16 protein-coding genes are annotated in these 18,177 nt (G+C 66.8%); 11 read left to right on the top strand and 5 right to left on the bottom strand.

Annotated features, from left to right (window positions below; translation table 11 throughout):
* Nucleotides 1–20 precede the first annotated feature (20 nt).
* Both G503_RS0105030 and G503_RS0105025 read right to left on the bottom strand, forming a co-directional pair.
* Entirely contained in the window at nt 21–653 is a 633-nt protein-coding gene (locus G503_RS0105030; RefSeq protein ID WP_051190942.1) for a TetR/AcrR family transcriptional regulator, read from the bottom strand.
* Between the two features lie 250 nt (nt 654–903).
* Nucleotides 904–1,536, bottom strand: a complete 633-nt coding sequence (locus G503_RS0105025; protein WP_051190941.1) for a carbonic anhydrase — start codon at nt 1,534–1,536, stop codon at nt 904–906.
* A 69-nt stretch (nt 1,537–1,605) separates the two neighbouring features.
* Here G503_RS0105025 and G503_RS0105020 point away from each other — a divergent pair, with 69 nt between their 5' ends.
* From G503_RS0105020 to G503_RS0104990, 7 genes are read left to right on the top strand one after another with little or no spacing between them, the layout of a single operon-like run.
* Nucleotides 1,606–3,000 (top strand): hypothetical protein, encoded by a 1,395-nt coding sequence (locus G503_RS0105020; protein WP_028026719.1) that lies wholly within the window; start codon nt 1,606–1,608, stop codon nt 2,998–3,000.
* Nucleotide 3,001: 1 nt separating this feature from the next.
* On the top strand, nt 3,002–3,679 hold the full coding sequence (locus G503_RS0105015) for an FHA domain-containing protein (protein ID WP_028026718.1): 678 nt from the start codon (nt 3,002–3,004) through the stop codon (nt 3,677–3,679).
* Between the two features lie 15 nt (nt 3,680–3,694).
* Nucleotides 3,695–4,255: a 4Fe-4S single cluster domain-containing protein gene (locus G503_RS0105010; RefSeq protein ID WP_028026717.1), complete on the top strand. Its 561-nt coding sequence runs from the start codon at nt 3,695–3,697 to the stop codon at nt 4,253–4,255.
* Entirely contained in the window at nt 4,252–6,231 is a 1,980-nt protein-coding gene (locus tag G503_RS13805) for an AAA family ATPase (RefSeq protein ID WP_051190940.1), read from the top strand. Before G503_RS0105010 ends, G503_RS13805 begins: the two co-directional genes overlap by 4 nt.
* Nucleotides 6,231–9,137: a protein kinase domain-containing protein gene (locus G503_RS0105000; RefSeq protein ID WP_028026716.1), complete on the top strand. Its 2,907-nt coding sequence runs from the start codon at nt 6,231–6,233 to the stop codon at nt 9,135–9,137. Before G503_RS13805 ends, G503_RS0105000 begins: the two co-directional genes overlap by 1 nt.
* 9 nt (nt 9,138–9,146) lie before the next feature.
* A complete protein-coding gene (locus tag G503_RS0104995; protein ID WP_028026715.1) occupies nt 9,147–9,548 on the top strand; it encodes a hypothetical protein in 402 nt (133 codons plus the stop codon).
* Nucleotides 9,545–10,534, top strand: a complete 990-nt coding sequence (locus G503_RS0104990) for a DUF1848 domain-containing protein (RefSeq protein WP_028026714.1) — start codon at nt 9,545–9,547, stop codon at nt 10,532–10,534. The genes G503_RS0104995 and G503_RS0104990 overlap by 4 nt, the downstream gene beginning before the upstream one ends.
* A gap of 139 nt (nt 10,535–10,673) precedes the next feature.
* Here the strand turns inward: G503_RS0104990 and G503_RS13800 are convergent, their stop codons facing one another.
* Nucleotides 10,674–12,404: an FAD-dependent oxidoreductase gene (locus G503_RS13800; RefSeq protein ID WP_051190939.1), complete on the bottom strand. Its 1,731-nt coding sequence runs from the start codon at nt 12,402–12,404 to the stop codon at nt 10,674–10,676.
* A gap of 197 nt (nt 12,405–12,601) precedes the next feature.
* Here G503_RS13800 and G503_RS0104980 point away from each other — a divergent pair, with 197 nt between their 5' ends.
* The gene (locus G503_RS0104980; protein ID WP_028026713.1) at nt 12,602–13,495 is read left to right on the top strand and encodes a LysR family transcriptional regulator; all 894 of its coding nucleotides are present in this window, start codon (nt 12,602–12,604) and stop codon (nt 13,493–13,495) included.
* A 29-nt stretch (nt 13,496–13,524) separates the two neighbouring features.
* Here the strand turns inward: G503_RS0104980 and G503_RS0104975 are convergent, their stop codons facing one another.
* On the bottom strand, nt 13,525–13,884 hold the full coding sequence (locus G503_RS0104975) for a helix-turn-helix domain-containing protein (protein WP_035021757.1): 360 nt from the start codon (nt 13,882–13,884) through the stop codon (nt 13,525–13,527).
* Nucleotides 13,885–14,175: 291 nt separating this feature from the next.
* On the opposite strand from G503_RS0104975, the gene G503_RS0104970 reads away from it, so the two are divergent.
* The 3 genes from G503_RS0104970 (at nt 14,176) to G503_RS0104960 (ending at nt 16,695) form a co-directional block, all read left to right on the top strand.
* Nucleotides 14,176–15,540 (top strand): PFL family protein, encoded by a 1,365-nt coding sequence (locus G503_RS0104970; RefSeq protein WP_028026711.1) that lies wholly within the window; start codon nt 14,176–14,178, stop codon nt 15,538–15,540.
* Between the two features lie 166 nt (nt 15,541–15,706).
* Nucleotides 15,707–16,018 (top strand): L-rhamnose mutarotase, encoded by a 312-nt coding sequence (gene rhaM, locus G503_RS0104965; protein ID WP_028026710.1) that lies wholly within the window; start codon nt 15,707–15,709, stop codon nt 16,016–16,018.
* 218 nt (nt 16,019–16,236) lie between these two features.
* Entirely contained in the window at nt 16,237–16,695 is a 459-nt protein-coding gene (locus tag G503_RS0104960) for an acyl-CoA thioesterase (protein ID WP_028026709.1), read from the top strand.
* On the opposite strand, the gene G503_RS0104955 is transcribed toward G503_RS0104960, so the two are convergent.
* Nucleotides 16,692–18,146: a helix-turn-helix transcriptional regulator gene (locus G503_RS0104955; RefSeq protein WP_028026708.1), complete on the bottom strand. Its 1,455-nt coding sequence runs from the start codon at nt 18,144–18,146 to the stop codon at nt 16,692–16,694. The genes G503_RS0104960 and G503_RS0104955 overlap by 4 nt on opposite strands.
* Nucleotides 18,147–18,177: the final 31 nt, after the last annotated feature.

Below are 18,177 nucleotides of genomic sequence, written 5' to 3'. Positions count from 1 at the left end.
AGTTTCCTCGCTTCTGGGGCCTACAGCTCGATAGGCTCGCCGGGCGTGATGAACAGAAGGCGCATGGCGATGCGGGCCATTTCCTCGGGAGTCTCAGGGCAGCCGTTCTCGACCCATCGAGCGATGATTCCCAAGTAGGCCGAGGCGTAGAAGGCCACGTAGTAGCACACGAAGGGGGTGGGGTTCGTGCGGTACTTCTCGTGCAAGATGTTCTGCACGAGGTTCTCGCACACCGCCTCACGCAGCCGCGGCCCGAAGCGCACATCGCCCCCGGAGCCAAGCACCGCCCGCAAAAAATCGCTTTCCCCGCGCAGGTACTCGAACAGGTCCACGAGCACCGGCACCGGGCGGCCGGCCACCCGGAAGGCCAGCATGTCGCCGAGGGTAACGCTCTGCATCCGGGCCTGCAGCAGGGCAACTTCGGCCAGCACTTCGTTCTCCAGCGCGGTCAGCAGGTTTTCCTTATCGTGGAAATGGTTGTAGAAGGTACCCCGGTTCAGATCGGCCCGCTCGCACAGGTCGTTCACCGTGATGGCGTCCAGTCCCCGCTCCTCGATGAGCGCGATAAGCGCTCCGCGCAGGGCCCGCTTCGAGCGGGTGATGCGCCGATCCTCGCCCGGAGCGGGCGGAGCCAGCGATTCGGCGGGCAGCATTTCCAGTGCGGCAGTACCCACGTTCCCTCATTTCAACAGGATGAACAATAATGAACAGTGTGTCCATTAACGGGCATTGTACCGAGTTCGGAGACGAGACGCAATGTCAATTTTCCCAATGATGAGGGCAGCCCATGAGACGGCGCCACGCTTCGGTAAGGCCCCCGAAACCACCGGGGTTTCAGGGGCCTTGGCGTTGCCGAGGCAGCGAGATTGCCACACTTCGGCTTTGTCCTCTTTGGCCTAAGCCCTACTCCCCCAAAAAGTCCACCACGCCGCAGTGGGTGTGGTAAACGGCGCAGCGGATGTCCAGGTCGTGCTCGGCCATAAGGCGGCCGAGCTCGGGGCTTTCCGCGAGCGTGGCGGCCACGGCGCGGGCGTTCACCACGCTGGCCTCATAGGGGTCGTCCACATCGCCGAGCGCCGCGGCGATGCGCTCGGTTATGGCGGCCACAGGACCCGCTTCCCCATCAAGGGCCGCCTTGATGGCGCCGCAGTGGGTGTGGCCGAGCACCAGCACGAGGCGGGTGTGCAAATGCTCGCAAGCGTACACCACGCTGGCCAGCTCGATGGGCCCCACGATGTTGCCGGCCACGCGGATAACGAACAGCTCGCCTAAGCCCGCCATGAAAATGTGCTCGGGCACCACGCGGGAATCGGCGCAGGCGATGACGCAGGCGAAGGGGCGCTGGCCGTTCTCGAACAGATCGGCGATGCGCTCCGGCGACAGATCGCGCTCGTGATCGAGGGCCTCCACGTAGATGCGGTTGCCCGCTCGCAAACGCTCCAGGGCCGCCGCTGCCGGCACATGGGCGTCAACATCGTAGTCGTCAGCGGTGTAGGCCATGGCGCACCGCGTACTCATCGCATCCGTCTCGCTCACTGGAACCTCCTATCTCATCCTTTCCCCTTATAATGGTCGCACACCATTCCATTGCAAAGGGGCGCATCCATGAGCGGGCCGAAGACAAGCCAGTTGGAAATCGAGCGGATGATCGCAGCGCAGCTGGAAGCGCTGCGATCCGACGTGGACGACGCGACGGCGCGGGCGCGGCGGCGCGTCGAAGAGCTGCGCCGCCAGGTGGAGGCGCTGGCGCGGAGCTGCCCCGAGGCGACAGAGGCCGCCGCCAGCGTGCGGGCCCTTGCCGCGACGGCCCTGGCGCGGCTCGCCGGCGAGTGCGCGTTCACACCGGCCACGGTCATGGCCGATTCCGTGGCGCTTTCCGCTCGCTGCTGCACCCGGGCCACGGCCATCGCCGACGCCTTCTGCGCCGAGGCCGCCCCAGCCGAGGAGCGCATCCTGCGAGCTCGCTCCCGCGCCGCTGCCGCGGCCGACGCCCAGGACTTCGCCTCCCTGCTGCGCGCGGCGGCCCTCGGAGCGGAAGAAGCGATAAAGAGGGGCGGGGCGCAGAGCGACGCGGGCGCCGCCTTCTCCGCGAACGGTGGCACGACCGCCGCCCATGCCACCGGCGAGACCGGTGCCGCCAAGGCTGCCAACACCGGCACAACCCCTCCCGACATCCAGGAGATTGCCCGGCGCGCCTGGGAACTGGCGCAGTCGCCCTACACCCTGGCCGCCGACCGGGCCGTGCTCATGGAGCACGGCCGCAGGCTGGAACCCGCCACGGCAGCGCAGCTGGCGCTGCTGCTGCCGGCCATGGAAGCGAACGAGGGGGCCATGGCCGAGCTGGCATCGCTCATCGCCACCCTGGAGCAGCGCGCCGAGCCGGACACCGCGCTTGTCCATCGCGAAGCGCCGCGGACCTTCGCCACGCTTGAAGAGGCGGCAGCGCGAGTCGAGCAGCTGCGGGCACGCCAGGCCGAGGCCGATCGCAACGCCTACCTGCAGGCCTGCATCGACGAAGTAATGGCGCGCCACGGCTACGACATCGTGCGCTCGGTGTCGCTCGGCCGCGAGCTGACGGGAACGCACCATCTTTTCGGCAGTGCAGAGAACACCGCGGGCATCCACAGCTTCCTATCGGAAGAGGGCGATCTCATGCTGCAGATCGCGGGATTGCCCGAGGGCGCGGCCGGTGTGGCTGACGGGGAGGCCGTCTGCCTGGAAGCGGTCGACAGCCCCGCGCGCGCCGATGAGCTGCTTCGGGCCCAGGAGGCGTTCTGCGCCGTCTACGACGAGATAGCCGACGAGCTGGCCGCCTACGGCATCACCAACAAGCTGCGGTACCGCGCCGCCGCCGATACGGCCTTCAGCCGCGAGATGCGCGCGGCCGCCCGCGCCGAGCAGGCCGCAGCGACCGCGAGCGTACAAACCGCTGCCACCCATGACACCGCCCGCGGCACCCGCCGTCGCCGCAAGCGCGCCGCCACCCGAGAAATGAGCTGATATGCGCCTGTGTTCCTGTGGTTTCGCCAATGCCGACGATGCCAGCGCCTGCGCTGCCTGCGGCGCCCCCTTTGCCACGGCCATACCCGGCACCGCGCTACCGACAGCAACGGCAAGCGCCCTTGTGCTGGAAGAAGTGCGCGGAGGCGCCACCGTCACCGTGACCGCCCCCGGCGGGGTGCTGGGCCGGGCGGGCGACTTCGCGCCCGAGGCGTTCTCGCCGCGCGTCTCCGGCGTGCACGCCGTGGTGGCGATGAGCGATACGGGGCGCTGGACCATTGAGCACACGGGACGCAACGCCTCGTCGGTGGAACGGGCCGGCGCGTGGACGACCCTGCGCGCGGGCGCGCCCCATCCCCTGTTCGGCGGCGAGATGCTGAAACTGGCCGACATGACGTTCCGCGTGAGCCTGGCCTATCCCGAAAGCGAGAGCGCCGCCGCGGCCGCCGACTGCCCCGGCGCCCCGCCCGTCCCCGAAGCAGCGGGCACGGGCACCGACCCCCTCGCTGACACCGCCGCCGCGCCCATTCCCCGCTGGGCCGTGCGCTGCCCCGTTTGCGGCACCGAGCATCCCGTGGCCGGCCCTGCCGATCGCATCGACCGCTGCTCTTTCTGCAGCGACCCCTTCGACCAACGGCGGATCGCCCGTGCGACGGCCCGGCCCGCCGACCAGCCCTAGCACCGGGGCGAGCCCATGTTCGTCGACCGCATCTACCATCCCGTGACCACCCTGGGCCCGGGGCGCCGCATCGCCGTGTGGACCTACGGCTGCTCGAAGCACTGCCCCGGCTGCGCCAACCCCGAGCTGTGGCCCACGCGTCCCGATGCCTCCATCACCGTCGAGCGCCTGGCCGGCCTCTTGCGAGCCTTGGCCCGACGCACCGGCACCCACCGCATCACCTTCACCGGGGGCGATCCCTTGGAACAGGCCGATGAGCTGGGCCGCCTGCTCGCCCTCATCCGCCCTGCCTTCGACGACATCCTCGTGTACACCGGCTTTACGCGAGAAGAGCTGCCGACTCTGCCCGCCCAGATCGACGCGCTCATCGACGGGCCCTACGTGGCAGCGCTCAACGACGGGGCCTGCGGGCTGCGCGGATCGACCAATCAGCGGCTCATCGTGCTGAATCCCGCGCTGGAAACCTTGTATCATGAGGAGGAGAGGAAACTGCGCCGCGTGCAGAACGCGGTGTTCGACGGCCGCGCCCTGTCCATCGGCATCCACGGCCGCCCCGCGAGAGAGGGACCGTCATGACGCCCACCTGGCAGCGAGAGCTGGACAACTTCATCGGCATCAAGCCCATCTTCGTCATCGAGGGCAACGTGGCCGACCTCTACCCCTGGTCGCCCGCACCGAACACGGCGGCCCCCGCGCCCGAAGCTGCCGACCCGAGCGCCGCCGCCGACTTTTTGCCCCTGGATGCCCTGCTGGCTGCCTTGTTCGCCGGCACCGATCCCGGCCGCCCGCGCCCCTACCGCTTCCTGTTCGTCGACCCGCTGCGGGGCATCAGCGACCCCCTCGGCACCGGAGACGCCACCATCCTGGCCAACGCGGCCCAGCGGGAGGCGGCCCAGATCACCGCCGAGGCCGAAGCGCTGAACCCCGCGAGCGACCCGGCATCCCGCCAGCAGCCCTACGCCGCCAACCGCCTCGTCCACGACGCCCTGCTCGTGCGCGCGGCGCTGTCCCGGCGGCTCGACGACGACGCTGCCGCCCCCGCTTCTGTCGCCTGCGTGTTCAACCTGGCGAGCCGGCTCGCCTCCTCGCCGGAAGACCTCACCCCCGAGGAGAACGCCGTTTTCATGAACTTGTACCTGGGCGCGGCCGATGCCATTCGCGGCGACGGCGCCCATGTGAACACCCTCGTGCTGGTGGTGAACCGCGCGTCGGACGTGCCCTCGTGGCTCACTCGCGGCAACCCCGACGCACGCGTCATATCCATCCCCAACCCCGATCGACCGGCCCGCGAGGCCTACCTCGACCGCGCCTTCCCCGACCTGGCCGACCCGAGCCTCGCCAAGGTGCGCGGCAAGCTCATCGACACCACCGACGCCATGAAGTTGGTGGAGCTGGACGAGCTGCGGCGGCTCTATGCCCGCGGCGGCACCGAGCCGGCGGCCATTCCCCAGCTGGTGGACCTCTACAAGTACGGCATCCGCGAGAACCAGTGGACCGCCATGGCCGACAAGCTGCGCGACGATCCGGCGGCCGTGCTGCGCCGCCGCGTGAAGGGGCAGGAACCGGCCATCGACAAGATCGTCACCGTGCTGAAGCGCTCGGTGCTGGGCTTTTCCGGCATGCAGCATTCCTCGGGCACCAAGCCCAAGGGCGTGCTGTTTCTGGCCGGCCCCACGAGCACGGGCAAGACCGAGATGGTGAAGGCCGTAACCGAGCTGCTCTTCGGCGACGAGCGCAGCTACCTGCGCTTCGACATGTCGGAATACGCCGCCGAGAACGCCGACCAGAAGCTGTTCGGCGCGCCGCCCGGCTATGTGGGCTACGAGGCCGGCGGCCAGCTCACCAACGCCGTGCGCGCCAACCCCTTCTCGGTGCTCCTGTTCGACGAGGTGGAGAAGGCCCACCCCTCCATCATGGACAAGTTCCTGCAGATCTTGGAAGACGGCCGCATGACCGACGGCCAGGGCCAGACGGTCTACTTCAGCGAGACCATCATCTTCTTCACGAGCAACGTCGGCATCTCCGAAGAGCTGCTCGACGAGCACGGGCGCATCGTCGGACGGCGCAACATCGTGCATCCCGGCGAGCCGTACGACGCCATCCGCGCCAAGGTGGAAGCGGCCATGGCCACCCACTTCAAGCCCGAGGTCTTAAACCGCATCGGCGATAACATCGTGGTGTTCGACTACATCTCGCCGGAAGCCTCGCGTCTGATCCTGCAGGCCCAGCTGGCGAAGATCAACGGGAACGTGCGCGCCCGCTGCGGCATCACCGTAGCCGCCAGCGCGGCGCTGACCGAGCACTTACTAGAAGCGGCCATGGCCGATGAGGTGCGCGAGAGGGGCGGGCGCGGCATCGGGAACTTGGTGGAGAACGCCTATCTGAACCCGCTGGCCACCTTCATCTTCGACAACGGCATCGAGCGGGGCGAGGCCGTGGAGGCCCTGCTCGCCCACGGTGCCGTCGCCTTCCGCCGCGCCACCGACGACGGGCGCGCGCCCCTGGTGGGCGCCGCCGGAGAAACCGCCTGCCTCGCGCCTGAGGATCGCTAATGGCCGAAGCCTCCGACATCTCGCGGGAGCCGCGGCGGGCAGTGGCGCCCACCATCGTTGACGTAGCCCCCACCCTGGTCGACCTGGACGGCACCGCCCCCGTGCTATCGGGCGACGATTTGCCCTTCATAGGCGATGGCGATCGCACCTTCACCCTGCACACTGCCGACGTCATCGGCGCGGGCGGCCAGGGCACCGTGGTGCGAGCCGCCGACGAGGACGGCCGCACCTTCGCCGCGAAGATCGCCTACCAGCCCCACGCCGTGCGCGACCGTCTGGCGCGCCGGGCCATCTTGGACTACCTGCGCCGGCTCATGACCGAGCACCCCCGCGGCGAGGCGCACTTCCAGGAAACCCACCTCATGCCGCTGTACGCCACGGGGCAGATTCGCGACGCTGCCCCGGGCCTCGGCGAATCCACCTATGACGTGACCGTGATGCCGATGTGCTCCGACCGCTTCTCCCACGGCACCGACATCACCTTCGAGGAGCTGCGCGACACGGTGATTCCCCAAGCGGCCCAGGCCCTGTGCCTCCTGCACGGGCAGGGCATCGTGCACCGCGACGTGAAGCCGAAGAACCTCTACCTGCTGGACGGCGCTGTGGTGCTCGGCGACTTCGGCATCTCCTCGGTGCTGGAAGAGGGACGCGATACCGGGGCCACCAAGGTGGACCGTCGCACCCCCGGCTACTCGCCCCATTCCTCGGTGGTGCAGCGGGAAAACGACTGGTACGCCCTGGGCTATACCATCTGGACGCTGTACAACGGCGGCGTGCACCCCCACCAGGCCCTCATCGACGGCGACGACCTGTCGGCGGTGCTGGCCGGCGGGCGGCCTGTGGCCTTCGCCGCCCGCGCGCCCGAGCACCGAAGCCTCGGGGAACTCATCTACGGCCTCACCTACGCCCATGCCCAGGGGCGCCTCGGCTACGACGACATCCAGCGCTGGCTGGCCGACCCGGCCGCCTTCCGCTACCGCGATCCCCTGGACGCCGCCGCCATGGCGGGGCCGGCGGGCTACCAGTTCGAGGGCACTGTCTATGAGGACCGCGCCACCCTGGTCACCGCGCTCGCGAGCCAATGGGAACAGGCCAAGCGCCATCTGTACACCCATGGCCTGGAAACCTACTTCCGCAAGCTCGGCGAGACCGATTTGGCCGTGGCCCTAAACGACATCACCGATAAGGACCCCGACACCGCGCCCGACGCCCTGGACGGCAACGAGGACCTGGGGCTTTCCCGGGCCCTCGCCCTTATCGATCCCACCCGATCCGCGGTGTTCTGGCGCGGCGGGGCCATCCTCCCCGGTACCGAGGCCGTCGATGCGCTGTTTCGCCAGGCGGCGGCCACGCCCCTGGGATTCTACCGCGTGGTGGAAGACGAGGAGGCGGTGCGCGACCTGCTCGGCGTGGTGGCCGTGGCCGGCTTCCCCGCCCCGGCGAAGGTGGGGCTCTCCTGGCTGCGCGACCATAAGGACGCGAACCTCGACGAGAAAGTGGATCGCGTGTTGGCCGTGCTGGAGGCCGCCGCCGGCGACAAGGCCGCCGTGCGCAACTTCGCCGCCCGCTACGGCGGCGAGGGCTGGGCGCTGTGGGTGCAGCAGAACTTGCGGCTCTACCAAGGACGCACCGCCGCCGGCGACCGTCTGCTGGCCGCCGTGGCCGCTCTGCCCGTCGATGCGACCATGCCCTTAGCCGACAGCGCCGACGCTCGGCGCGCCCTGGCCGAAGCAGCCGAGGCCCTGGCCGCCCACACCGAGGCGAGTCCCCATCTGCGCCATGCTGGCATCGTGCGCCCCAACGAGACCGTGGTGCCCGCCACGGCCGCCGGCTACTTCACTGGCGAGCTGTTCGGACGGCCAGTACCCCGCGGGTTCCTCTCCCATCTCATGGCCGCCTCGGCCGCCGATCCGGCCGCGGTGCAGCAGGCCCGCGCCCGTCTATGGGGCGCACGCAGCGCAGAGGTCGCCCACGATGCCCAGGCCGCCCTGCTGGATGCCGCCGCCCAGGTCGATGCCCTGGCCGACGCCGAGGGCAAGCGCGCACCCATCGACGGCCTTCCCAAGCCGGCCTTCTTCGCGCGGCTCATCGGCGCGCTCCTGTTCGTGCTCGCCGCCTGTCTCCTTGTGCCGCACTTCACCTTCGGAGCGTGGAAGAATGCCGTGACCAACGCCGGCGAACCCCTGGTCACGGCCAGCACCGTGCTCATATCGCCGACAGGGCTAGGGCCCGGCTCGCTCTACCCCGACGCGCTCATCGACATCTCCACGGTGCCCACGGGCACCTTCACCGGCCTGGCGCTGGTGGGCTTTCTGGCCGCCGCCGCAGCGGTGCTGGCCCCGAAGCTGGCCCAGGCCCTGTTCGCCCTGCGGGGCGTGGGCACCAAGGGCCGCACCCGCCGCCAGGCCACGGCCCTGCGCAAGGAGGCCGAGCGCATCGTGGCCGGCACCGGGGCCGCCGAATGCTGGATCACCGGCGTCGAGGAGGGCCCGGTCCCCGCGGAGAGGGACACGAGCGCCTTCATCGCCCGCACCCAAGCGCGGCGCCACCCCGATGCCACGGCCACCGCGCTGTCGAAAGTGGCGTACTGGGGCGGTGCCGCCCTGTGCGCCGCGTGCCTCACCATCGTGACGGCACCGGGAATCGGCTACGAGATATGGGCTGACCTGGCCAGCGCCGCTCCCGACGGCATGCTGGACAACCAGCTGCTGTGGGGCATCGGCTTCTGCGGCCTGGCAGCGACAGCCTTCGCCGCGATAGCCGTCTTGCGCCGGGAGCACCCCACCATGGTCACCCTGGGGCTTCTGTGCTTCGCGCCCTACCTGCCCCTTCTTGCCGTCGGCCTCGGCTTCATCGGCCTCATCATCGTAATTCTGTACTTCATCTTCTCCCTCTTCCGTCGTTAGGGGCACCCCATGACCAACCCGCGCAATGCCACCGAATCTTTGGACAAGGCCATCCGACGCCGTCAGAACCTGCGCCTGGCCGCCACCTTCGCCGGACTGCTGGCCCTGGTGGCCCTCTGCAACCTTACTCCCGTGCGCGCACAGCTCTGCGCGTACTTCGATCTGGAAGACGAAATTCCCGCGAGTCTCCTCGGCAACGCCTACTGGGATGACTGCTTCGGGGGCCCTTTGGGCGCCCTGGCCGCCGGCTCGCTCCCGCGGCCCAATGATCTCAGCTACAGCCCCGAAGCCGATGCCTTCCTAGCCGCCCTCAACGAGTTCGCCGCCCGGGAGGAAGCCGCTGAAGCCGATGGGATCGACGAGACTTCGACCCCCGCCGAAGACAAATCCTCGGAAGGCGAGCCACAATGATCATCAGTGCCAGCCGCCGAACGGATATTCCGCGGTTTCACAGCGACTGGTTTCTGAACCGCGTGCGTGCGGGCTACGTCGATGTGCGCAACCCGTTGTTTCCCGGCCAAGTCAGCCACTACAGTCTCAGCCCCACCATTGTGGACGGCATCGTCTTCTGGACGAAGGACCCGGCTCCCCTCCTGGGACGACTGGACGAGCTGGCGGCCTACAACTGCTACTTCCAGTTCACCCTCACCCCCTACGGACGCGACATCGAGCCGGGATTGCCCGACAAGCGCCAGATCGTCGCCACGTTCAAGGAACTGTCGTCGCGCATCGGGCCGCGCCGCGTCATCTGGCGCTTCGACCCTTTGCTGGTGAACCGCGCCTACAGCATCGACGACCATCTGCGCGCCTTCGCGGCACTGGCCGACGAGCTGGAGGGATGCACCGAACGCGTCGTGATCAGCTTCGTCGACGACCACTGCTCCGACGCACGCAGCGTCTACACCGCCCTCGGCACCGCGAGCGTAAGCCACGACCAGCAGCAGCGCCTGGCCGGGGGCATCACCGCCAGCGCCCGCGACCATGGCATGACCGTGGCCACCTGCGCCGAAACCGTCGACCTGAAACGATTCGGCATCGAGCGGGGGCGCTGCGTAGACGGCCGTCTGCTGGAAGAGCTGGGAGCGTGCCGGCTCTCGCGCCTGAAGGGACGCTACGAGGCCCTGCCCAAGGACAAGGCCCAGCGCCGGGAATGCCTCTGCACCGAGAGCATCGACATCGGCTGGCCCAATACCTGCGCCCACGGCTGCCGCTACTGCTACGCCACCACCGGCGAGGCCGCCCTGCGGCGCAACCTTGCCCAGTGCGATCCGGCCGGCACGCTCCTCTGCGGCGCCTTCGACCCCGCCGTCGACAAGCTGACCGACCACCGGGGCACCGGAGACGCCCGCGACCGCTCCTTCAAGTTCGCCACCGACGAGCTCTTTCCCGACCTGTAGCGCTCCGCCACCGCCCGCCCGGCAAAGGAAGAAGCCGCGCAACCAACGAGCAGCTGCACGGCTTCCGAGACGAGCGCTCAGCGCTCGCGCAGACTCGCTTCGCGGGAGGGTTCGAAGCGGCCCGACGGAATATTCGCACCTAGGCGCGCGTGGGGTAGGACTGCACCTCTTCCACGCCGGTCAGCTGGCGACCGAGCAGATAGCCGAAGGTAATGCAGCGACCGTGGGAGTTACCATTGATCACCAGAGGATAGTCCACCGCGTACAGGCCGCCCGAGCAGTTGCCCACGGCGTAGAGGCCCTCGATGGGGTTCTCCTCCTCGTCGATGACCTGGCCGTAGCCGGTAATCAGGGCGCCACCCGGAGCGCACATCTTGTTCGGCCCCACCTTCTCGATGAAGAACGGCGCCTCGGCAATGGGCAGCATAAGGTCGGCGCGCTTGCCGAAATCGGTGTCCTCGCCGGCGGCCACCAGCTCGTTGTAGCGGGCCACCTCGGCCAGGAACAAATCCTCGTCGAAGGTCGGATAGTCGGCCTTCACCAGCGCGGCCGCCTCTTCCAGGGTATCGGCCTGATAGATGAAACCGCCGTCGACACCCATGCCCAAAATGCGCTCGTCGTACATCTCGTCGGGCTCATTGTTGCCGTACACACGGTACACCGAATCCCACATGAGGCCGCCGCCGATCTTGCGCGTGGCGTGCATATCGCGCGAGTAATTCTTGTCGAAGACGCAGAAGCCGTAGTCCACATTGCCCGGCTGGTTCAAGATGCCGAGAGACTTTCCCTGGGTCCAGGTGTCCTCGTTCATGAAGCGCCGCCCGAAGGAGTTGGTGCACATGAACGGCCCGAGGAACATGCCATAACCCTGGGGGTGGATCATCGGCGGCCACGGACCGTCCTGCATCTTGGCACCGGCCCAGATGGCCATCTTCTGGCCGTCGCCGGTGTTCATCCCGGCGGGAATGTACATAGACGACTGACAGCGGTTCATGATGGGCGCGAAGCACGCCGACATCTCCTCATCGCCCGAGATGTCGCCCGTTGCCAGAATGACGCCCTTCGTAGCCTTGTAGCGCACGTAATCGCCATCGGCGTTCACGCAAATAATACCCGTTACCTTACCGTCCTCCACAACCAGCTGCTTGCCCGGCGTGCTCCATAGATACTGGGCGCCGTTGTCGAGCGAACTTTGGTACAGCGAGAAGTGGAGCGCGTTGCCTTTCCCCATCTCGATGCCATTACCCTCCAGCTCGATCATCTTGTCGCTGGCATTCACCATCACCGTGCCGTAGTACTCGGGGAACTTCTCGCCGAAGTAGTGGCTGCCCAAAAGTTCCACGGTGCCGCCGAGCGCCTCGGCCTTCTGAAGGCTCCACTCCAGCGCCTCGCCCGAGCGCTCCAAGAACGTCCACACCTGGGCGTTGTCCATGCGGGAGCCGTTCTGCACGTCCCAGTCGCGAAACACGTCGAACTTGCTGTACTCCACGCCTGCGGCAACCCAGCGCGGCGTGTTCAAGGCACCGATATGCGCGATAACCGACCCGCGGGAAGCCCAGGTGGTGTTCTTCTCGACCACCAGCACATCGCCGCCGTTCTCAGCCAGCGAAGCAGCCGTGGCCAAACCCGCCAGGCCGGCGCCCACGACCACGAACTCGTGTTCCACCGTTTCAGCGATCTGGTCCTCGGAGATATCCTCCGGGCCCGCCTCCCAGCTCCACCGATGCGCTTGGTCGCCCGTGTCGCTCAGCTTCTCCCCTTCCGCCGCGGGGGCCGCCGGCGCACAGCCCGCCAGGCCGGCTCCTACCGTGGCGGCACCAGCCAAACCGATGCCCTGCAAGAAACTGCGGCGTGAGATTTCCTTCGTCATGATTCCCTCCTTAGCTTTAAGAGATCGGATTCCTCTTCCGATCTTTCACATCCGGCACTATAGGGGGCAACCCCTCGCCCAGGGAACCGTCTTGAAAGTTATGGCCCATATGCAATTCATATCCCCCTCTATCGGCGAAACACCTGTACAATCGTTCATGTCTTCAACCAGACGCATTGCACCAAGGGAGGGGCGCCATGCTTTTGAACGGAAAGGTGGAGAAATTTCTCGCCGTCGCGCGATGTGGCTCCATGTCTCAAGCCGCCAAGGATCTCTATGTGTCGCAGCTTTCGCTGACCACCCAGATTCGCAAGTTGGAAGAGGAGGTGGGCTTTCTTCTTTTCGACCGCACTCCCTCGGGCGCCCGGTTGACCCCCGCGGGAACCATCTTGTACGAGGCTATGGAACGTGTTGGGGATATTTGCGAGAGGGCCGTAGCCGAGGGGCGCGCCCGAGCATCGCAAGCAACCACCAGCAACATCATCATCGGCATCCTTGACGCGCCCGAGGCCGATGCCGTCAGGCCCGCTCTCGATGCGCTGCACGCCACCCACCCCGAGATCGGCATCGAGTTCGTCCTCATGCCCCATCCCTTCGAAAAACGCCGCCAGATGATCGCCGACGGCGCGGCCGACTGTTTCCTCTACGGCATGCGACCGTCCACTCTCGGAACCGATCTGGCCATCTTCTCGTTCTTCACTACAGGGGAATGTCTCGCTATGCCGCCGGACTACGACCTGGCAACGCATGAGAGCATCAAACCGGGAGACCTCTCCGGCCGTACTATCTACTTTCCCAAGGAAGACTACAGCGTTTCGCCAACCAAGTCGCTGCGCGAGCACCTCATGGAAGAACACCCGGGCATCGATCTGCGCGAGCAGACGATTGACGCGGCATTCATTCAAACGCTGCCCTATCTGAGCTTTCCCTTCGTGTCGCTCGAGCGCATTATGAAGACCGTCCCCGGCATCACGGTGGTGCCCCTTGAATCAGCCATCACGCCGGCCCATTACGGTCTCGTGTATCCGAGAAAGCACCGGGAATCCCTCGACTTCCTTCTTAACTGCCTCCCTACCTGCGTAATGCCATAGATCGGCCGCAGCGGCGTCACGGGCAGCTATTAGCTCGCCACCGAGCGCAGAAGGTCGGCGGCGTCCACGCCGTAGAGCTTTGCTAGAGCGAGCAGATTGTGGGTAGAGGGGTCGCTCGCGCCCTTCTCCCATTTGGAAACCGCTTGGCGACTGACGCCGAGGGACTGAGCCACGAACTCCTGGGTCATACCGCAGCGCTGCCGCTCTTCAGCTAGCACCTCGCCAAGGGAGCGGTTCGTCGCGCGCTCGCGCTCACGTTGCGGCTTCGACCGCAGGTACTTCACCGCTGCCACGGCGATGATGGCGAGCAGCACGAAGGGGAGTACCTGGGCGATCAGCACGAACAGCACAACGATCACCTCGGGAAGCCCCATCCCTACAATTTTCATACGTCACCCTTCTCGCGTTGCCAACTTCGACACACAAGCCATCCTAGCATCGTCCCCGCAAAGCACCAGCAACTATGGCGCAACTTTAGGTTGATACGCATCCCGCAGGCGAAAGGCCGCTCTTCCCATCAGTCGACAGGCACCGTCTGCGTGCCCGGGCGCCCGAGACGCTTTCCCGTTTGCTACACTGTGCGAATACGGAAAGGCTACGGCGCGAGGAGCGCCGTGGAACACAGGCGCGGCGGCCCGAACGCAGGCCGCAATCGCGGGCGAGGAACACGAGGAGCCACTATGCAGATCACCCCTGCTGAAGTTGCCGAGACACTGGCCATGGTGTCCAAGCAGAACCTGGACATCCGCACTATCACGCTGGGCATCAACCTGCGCGGCTGCGTGGATGCCGATGTGGACGCGCTGGCCCGCAAGGTATACGACCGCATGACCACCGCCGCCGAGCATTTGGTGCCCACAGCCGAGCAGCTCGAGCGCGAGTTCGGCATTCCCATCGTGAACAAGCGCATCTCGGTCACGCCCATCGCCGAGATCTGCGCCGCCGTGACCGTCGACGACCTCTCCCCCATCGCGCGTGCCATGGACCGCGCCGGGGCCGAGGTGGGCGTCGATTTCGTCGGCGGCTTCTCAGCGCTCGTGCACAAGGGCGCCACCCGGGCCGACCACAAGCTCATGAACTCCATTCCCGAGGCGCTGGCCACCACCGACCGCGTATGCGCCAGCGTGAACGTGGGCAGCACCCGGGCCGGCATCAACATGGACGCCGCTTATCTGATGGCCGGCATCGTGAAGCGCGCCGCCGAGCTGACTGCCGATCGGCAGTGCATCGGCGCCGGCAAGCTCGTAGTGTTCTGCAACGCCGTGGAGGACAACCCCTTCATGGCCGGCGCCTTCCACGGCTCGGGTGAGGCCGACGAAGTGGTGAACGTGGGCGTATCGGGCCCCGGCGTGGTGCGGGCGGTGCTGGCCGACCTGCCGAAGGAGGCCGACCTCACCACCGTGGCCGAGGCCATCAAGGCCACGGCCTTCAAGATCACCCGCGCCGGCGAGCTCATGGCCCGCGAGGCGAGCCGCCGCCTCGGTGTGCAGCAGGGCATTCTAGACCTGTCGCTGGCCCCCACCCCGGCCGAGGGCGACTCGGTGGCCGAGATCCTGGAGGCCATCGGCGTGGGCCAGTGTGGCGGCCCGGGCACCACGGCGGCGCTGGCCATGCTCAACGACGCCGTGAAGAAGGGCGGCGTCATGGCGTCGTCTTCCGTCGGCGGGCTGTCGGGCGCCTTCATCCCCGTGTCCGAGGACGCCGGTATGATCCGCGCGGCCGAGGACGGGGCGCTTTCCATCGAGAAGCTGGAGGCCATGACATGTGTGTGCTCCGTGGGCCTGGACATGATCGCCGTGCCGGGAGACACCACCCAGGAAGCCATCTTCGGCATCATCGCAGACGAGTGCGCCATCGGCATGATCAACAACAAGACCACGGCCGTGCGCCTCATTCCCGCCATCGGCAAGCAGGTGGGCGACCGGCTGGACTTCGGCGGTCTTCTGGGCTATGCCCCGGTCATGCCCGTGAACCCTTATGCCGGCACCGTGTTCGCCCACCGCGGCGGACGCATGCCCGCACCTTTGAACTCGCTGAAGAATTAGGGGCGTTCCTTTCGTCTCCCCGGCTTCCCAGCCTGCGGCTCTGATGCTCGCAAGCCCGAGAAATCCTACAGCGTCGCATCAACGGCCCGTCCTCCCCTTCGGAGGGCGGGCCGCTTCCTATACTGGGTGTATCCGGCAATCGCGAAGGAGCGCAGAAGGAGCACCCATGATCAAGACGTTCAAGATGAAGCTCTACCCCGGCATGGAAGAGGAATACGAACGCCGCCACAACGAGCTGTGGCCCGAGATGGTGGATATGATCCACGCCCACGGGGGCCGCAACTACACTATCGCGCTGGACCCGGACACGCTCACGCTGTTCGGCTACATCGAGATCGACGACCCTGAGCGGTGGGCCGCCGGGGCCGACACGGCCGTCAACCGAAAGTGGTGGGACTTCATGGCCGACATCATGGAGACCAACGAGGACAACTCGCCGGTCTCGGCGGATCTGCCCGTGCTGTTCCACCTGGATTAGTTCCCCCGTGGCCAAAACAATGCGGTTCTCGTAGCCTATCCACTTGAACGGGTGCCTCATTGCAGACGTTTTCCCAGATCGCAGCTTTCGATTCTCTCAAGAGCACGATTAAAGTGACGAGAACCATGCCGTTTTGTCCAAAACGGCGCACCACTCCGCTGTGTTCACTATAATTGGCTCTTGAAATCGAAGGCGAGACAGCGAAAGCGAGCGAGACTATGCATGTGCACACCCCCATTACCGTGCGGTACGGCGAGACGGACATGATGGGGGTGGTCTACCACGCGAACTACCTGCTGTACTTCGAGGACGCGCGCATCGATTTCCTGAACGCGGTGGGGTTCTCCTACAACGAGCGCATCGAGCAGCAGGGTTACATGAGCCCCATCCGCGACGTGGAAATCCACTACCGCGCGCCCCTGCGCTACGGCGAACGCGGTTTTGTACGCACGAGCGTAGTGAAGAACCTGCCCACGAAGACCGTCTACCGTCAGCAAGTCTTCCGCGAGGGCGACGATCCGTCCACCACCGAGCCACTGGTGGACGGCCTGCTCACCCTGTGCGTGGTAGAGCGCGACACTTTCAAACCCGTCAGCATCAAGCGCACCTTCCCCGCCCTGTACGAGCTGTACGGGGAACTGGTGGAGGAGGACTCAGGGACACCCCGTCGCAGCTAGTCGCCGTCGATGAGGTGCAGCAGCTCCTCGCGCTTGTTGATGCCCAGCTTGCGGTAGATATTGCGCACGTGGGTGCGCACGGTGCTGATGGACAGCACCAGTTCTTTGGCGATGTAGGCGGGGTTGAAGCCGCGGGCCAGATAGGTGAGCACCTCGGCCTCGCGCGGTGAGAGCGCACTGGCGGCAGACACCTCGGCACAGCGCGACTCCAGAGTGTCGCGCATGGACACCTCGAGCGCGGGTGCTTCCGTCATCGAGGGCGTCTCGGACGCGTCTTCGGCGGGCATCACGAGCGCATTCCAGGCCGTGCGGCCCAAAAATACCAGCAACACCGCGATGAACAGGCCCGTGAGCACCGTAAGCCAGGGACCGAAGTTGTGAGTGACCATGAGCACTGCCGACAGAATCTGCCCCGCCAGCGCAGCGCCGGCCACTACGGCCACAGCAAATCCGCAAGCCAGATCGGCCGTCAGCTCGCCGCCATGCACCACCGCCAAGAACAGGGCGCAACCCAGCAAGGCCAGCACGATATAAAAGCTGTAGAGCGCCACCGTGGAGGCATCGTGGGGGAAAGTATTCGCGGGAAACGACCCCAGCACGATGAACACCGCGCCGAGCAGCGGCACGAGCACCCGATAGAACCAGGGCACCAACGGCCGCTTGGCCCAGCGCAGACAGGCGCCGAACACCACGGCCGCGGCCACGATCCCGCCCACGAAGGAGGCTCGCACCACGCCGAAGGCGCTGTGAGTCATTACGTCGGCCATAAATCCGTAGATCGCCAGACCCAGCAACGGCAGCCACGTCACCGAAGCCAGCCGCCCCAGACGATTGCCCGGACAGGCCACCTCTGCGGCCTCGATCGGGAGGGGCTCCGCCAAGACAAGAGGCGCCACGGATACCATGACCAGCAGGCAGAACAAGGGTGCCAACAGGCGCAGAGGCAGCAGGGTGAGCAGCCAGCCGCCGAAAGAAGCCGCTACGACCATGAAGGCGCACAGCGCCAGCGCGTGATCTATGGGCGCCGCTACGCGACGAGCCCAAGCCACCACGATCCAAGGCAGGGCCGCTCCGGCCAGCAAACCTGTCGCCACCGCCAGAGCGGGCATAGCCGTCGGCGCGAACAACAGCAGAACGAACCCGAGCGTTCCCGCCGCATAGGCGCTCACTGCAGCGCGGGTGATCCCGCGACGCTCTCCCGCGCCAAGGTCGCCCTGGAGCGCGACGAGCGTAAGCGTCACGGCCGCCAACACCGCGGCCAACAGGAAGAAGAACAAAAACGTATCGGCGAGGGCGGCAAAGTGCGGTGCTTCCCCAAACGAGGCCATGGTGGAGGCGGGGGCCAGCAGCGTCATGGCAAAGGCGCACAGGGCCAGATGGCGTGGACGGAGCACGAAGGGCGCAACGGATTCCTTGTCAAGGACTGCATCAGACGCCAGGGGGTTTTCCATGGGGCATTTCCTTCAATGGTCAGGCATTACT

The organism is Adlercreutzia mucosicola DSM 19490, assembly GCF_000422625.1.
Classification (GTDB): Bacteria; Actinomycetota; Coriobacteriia; order Coriobacteriales; family Eggerthellaceae; genus Adlercreutzia; species Adlercreutzia mucosicola.
The sequence above is the reverse complement of the archived record's forward strand: the minus strand, read 5'-3'. Positions and strand labels throughout refer to the sequence as shown.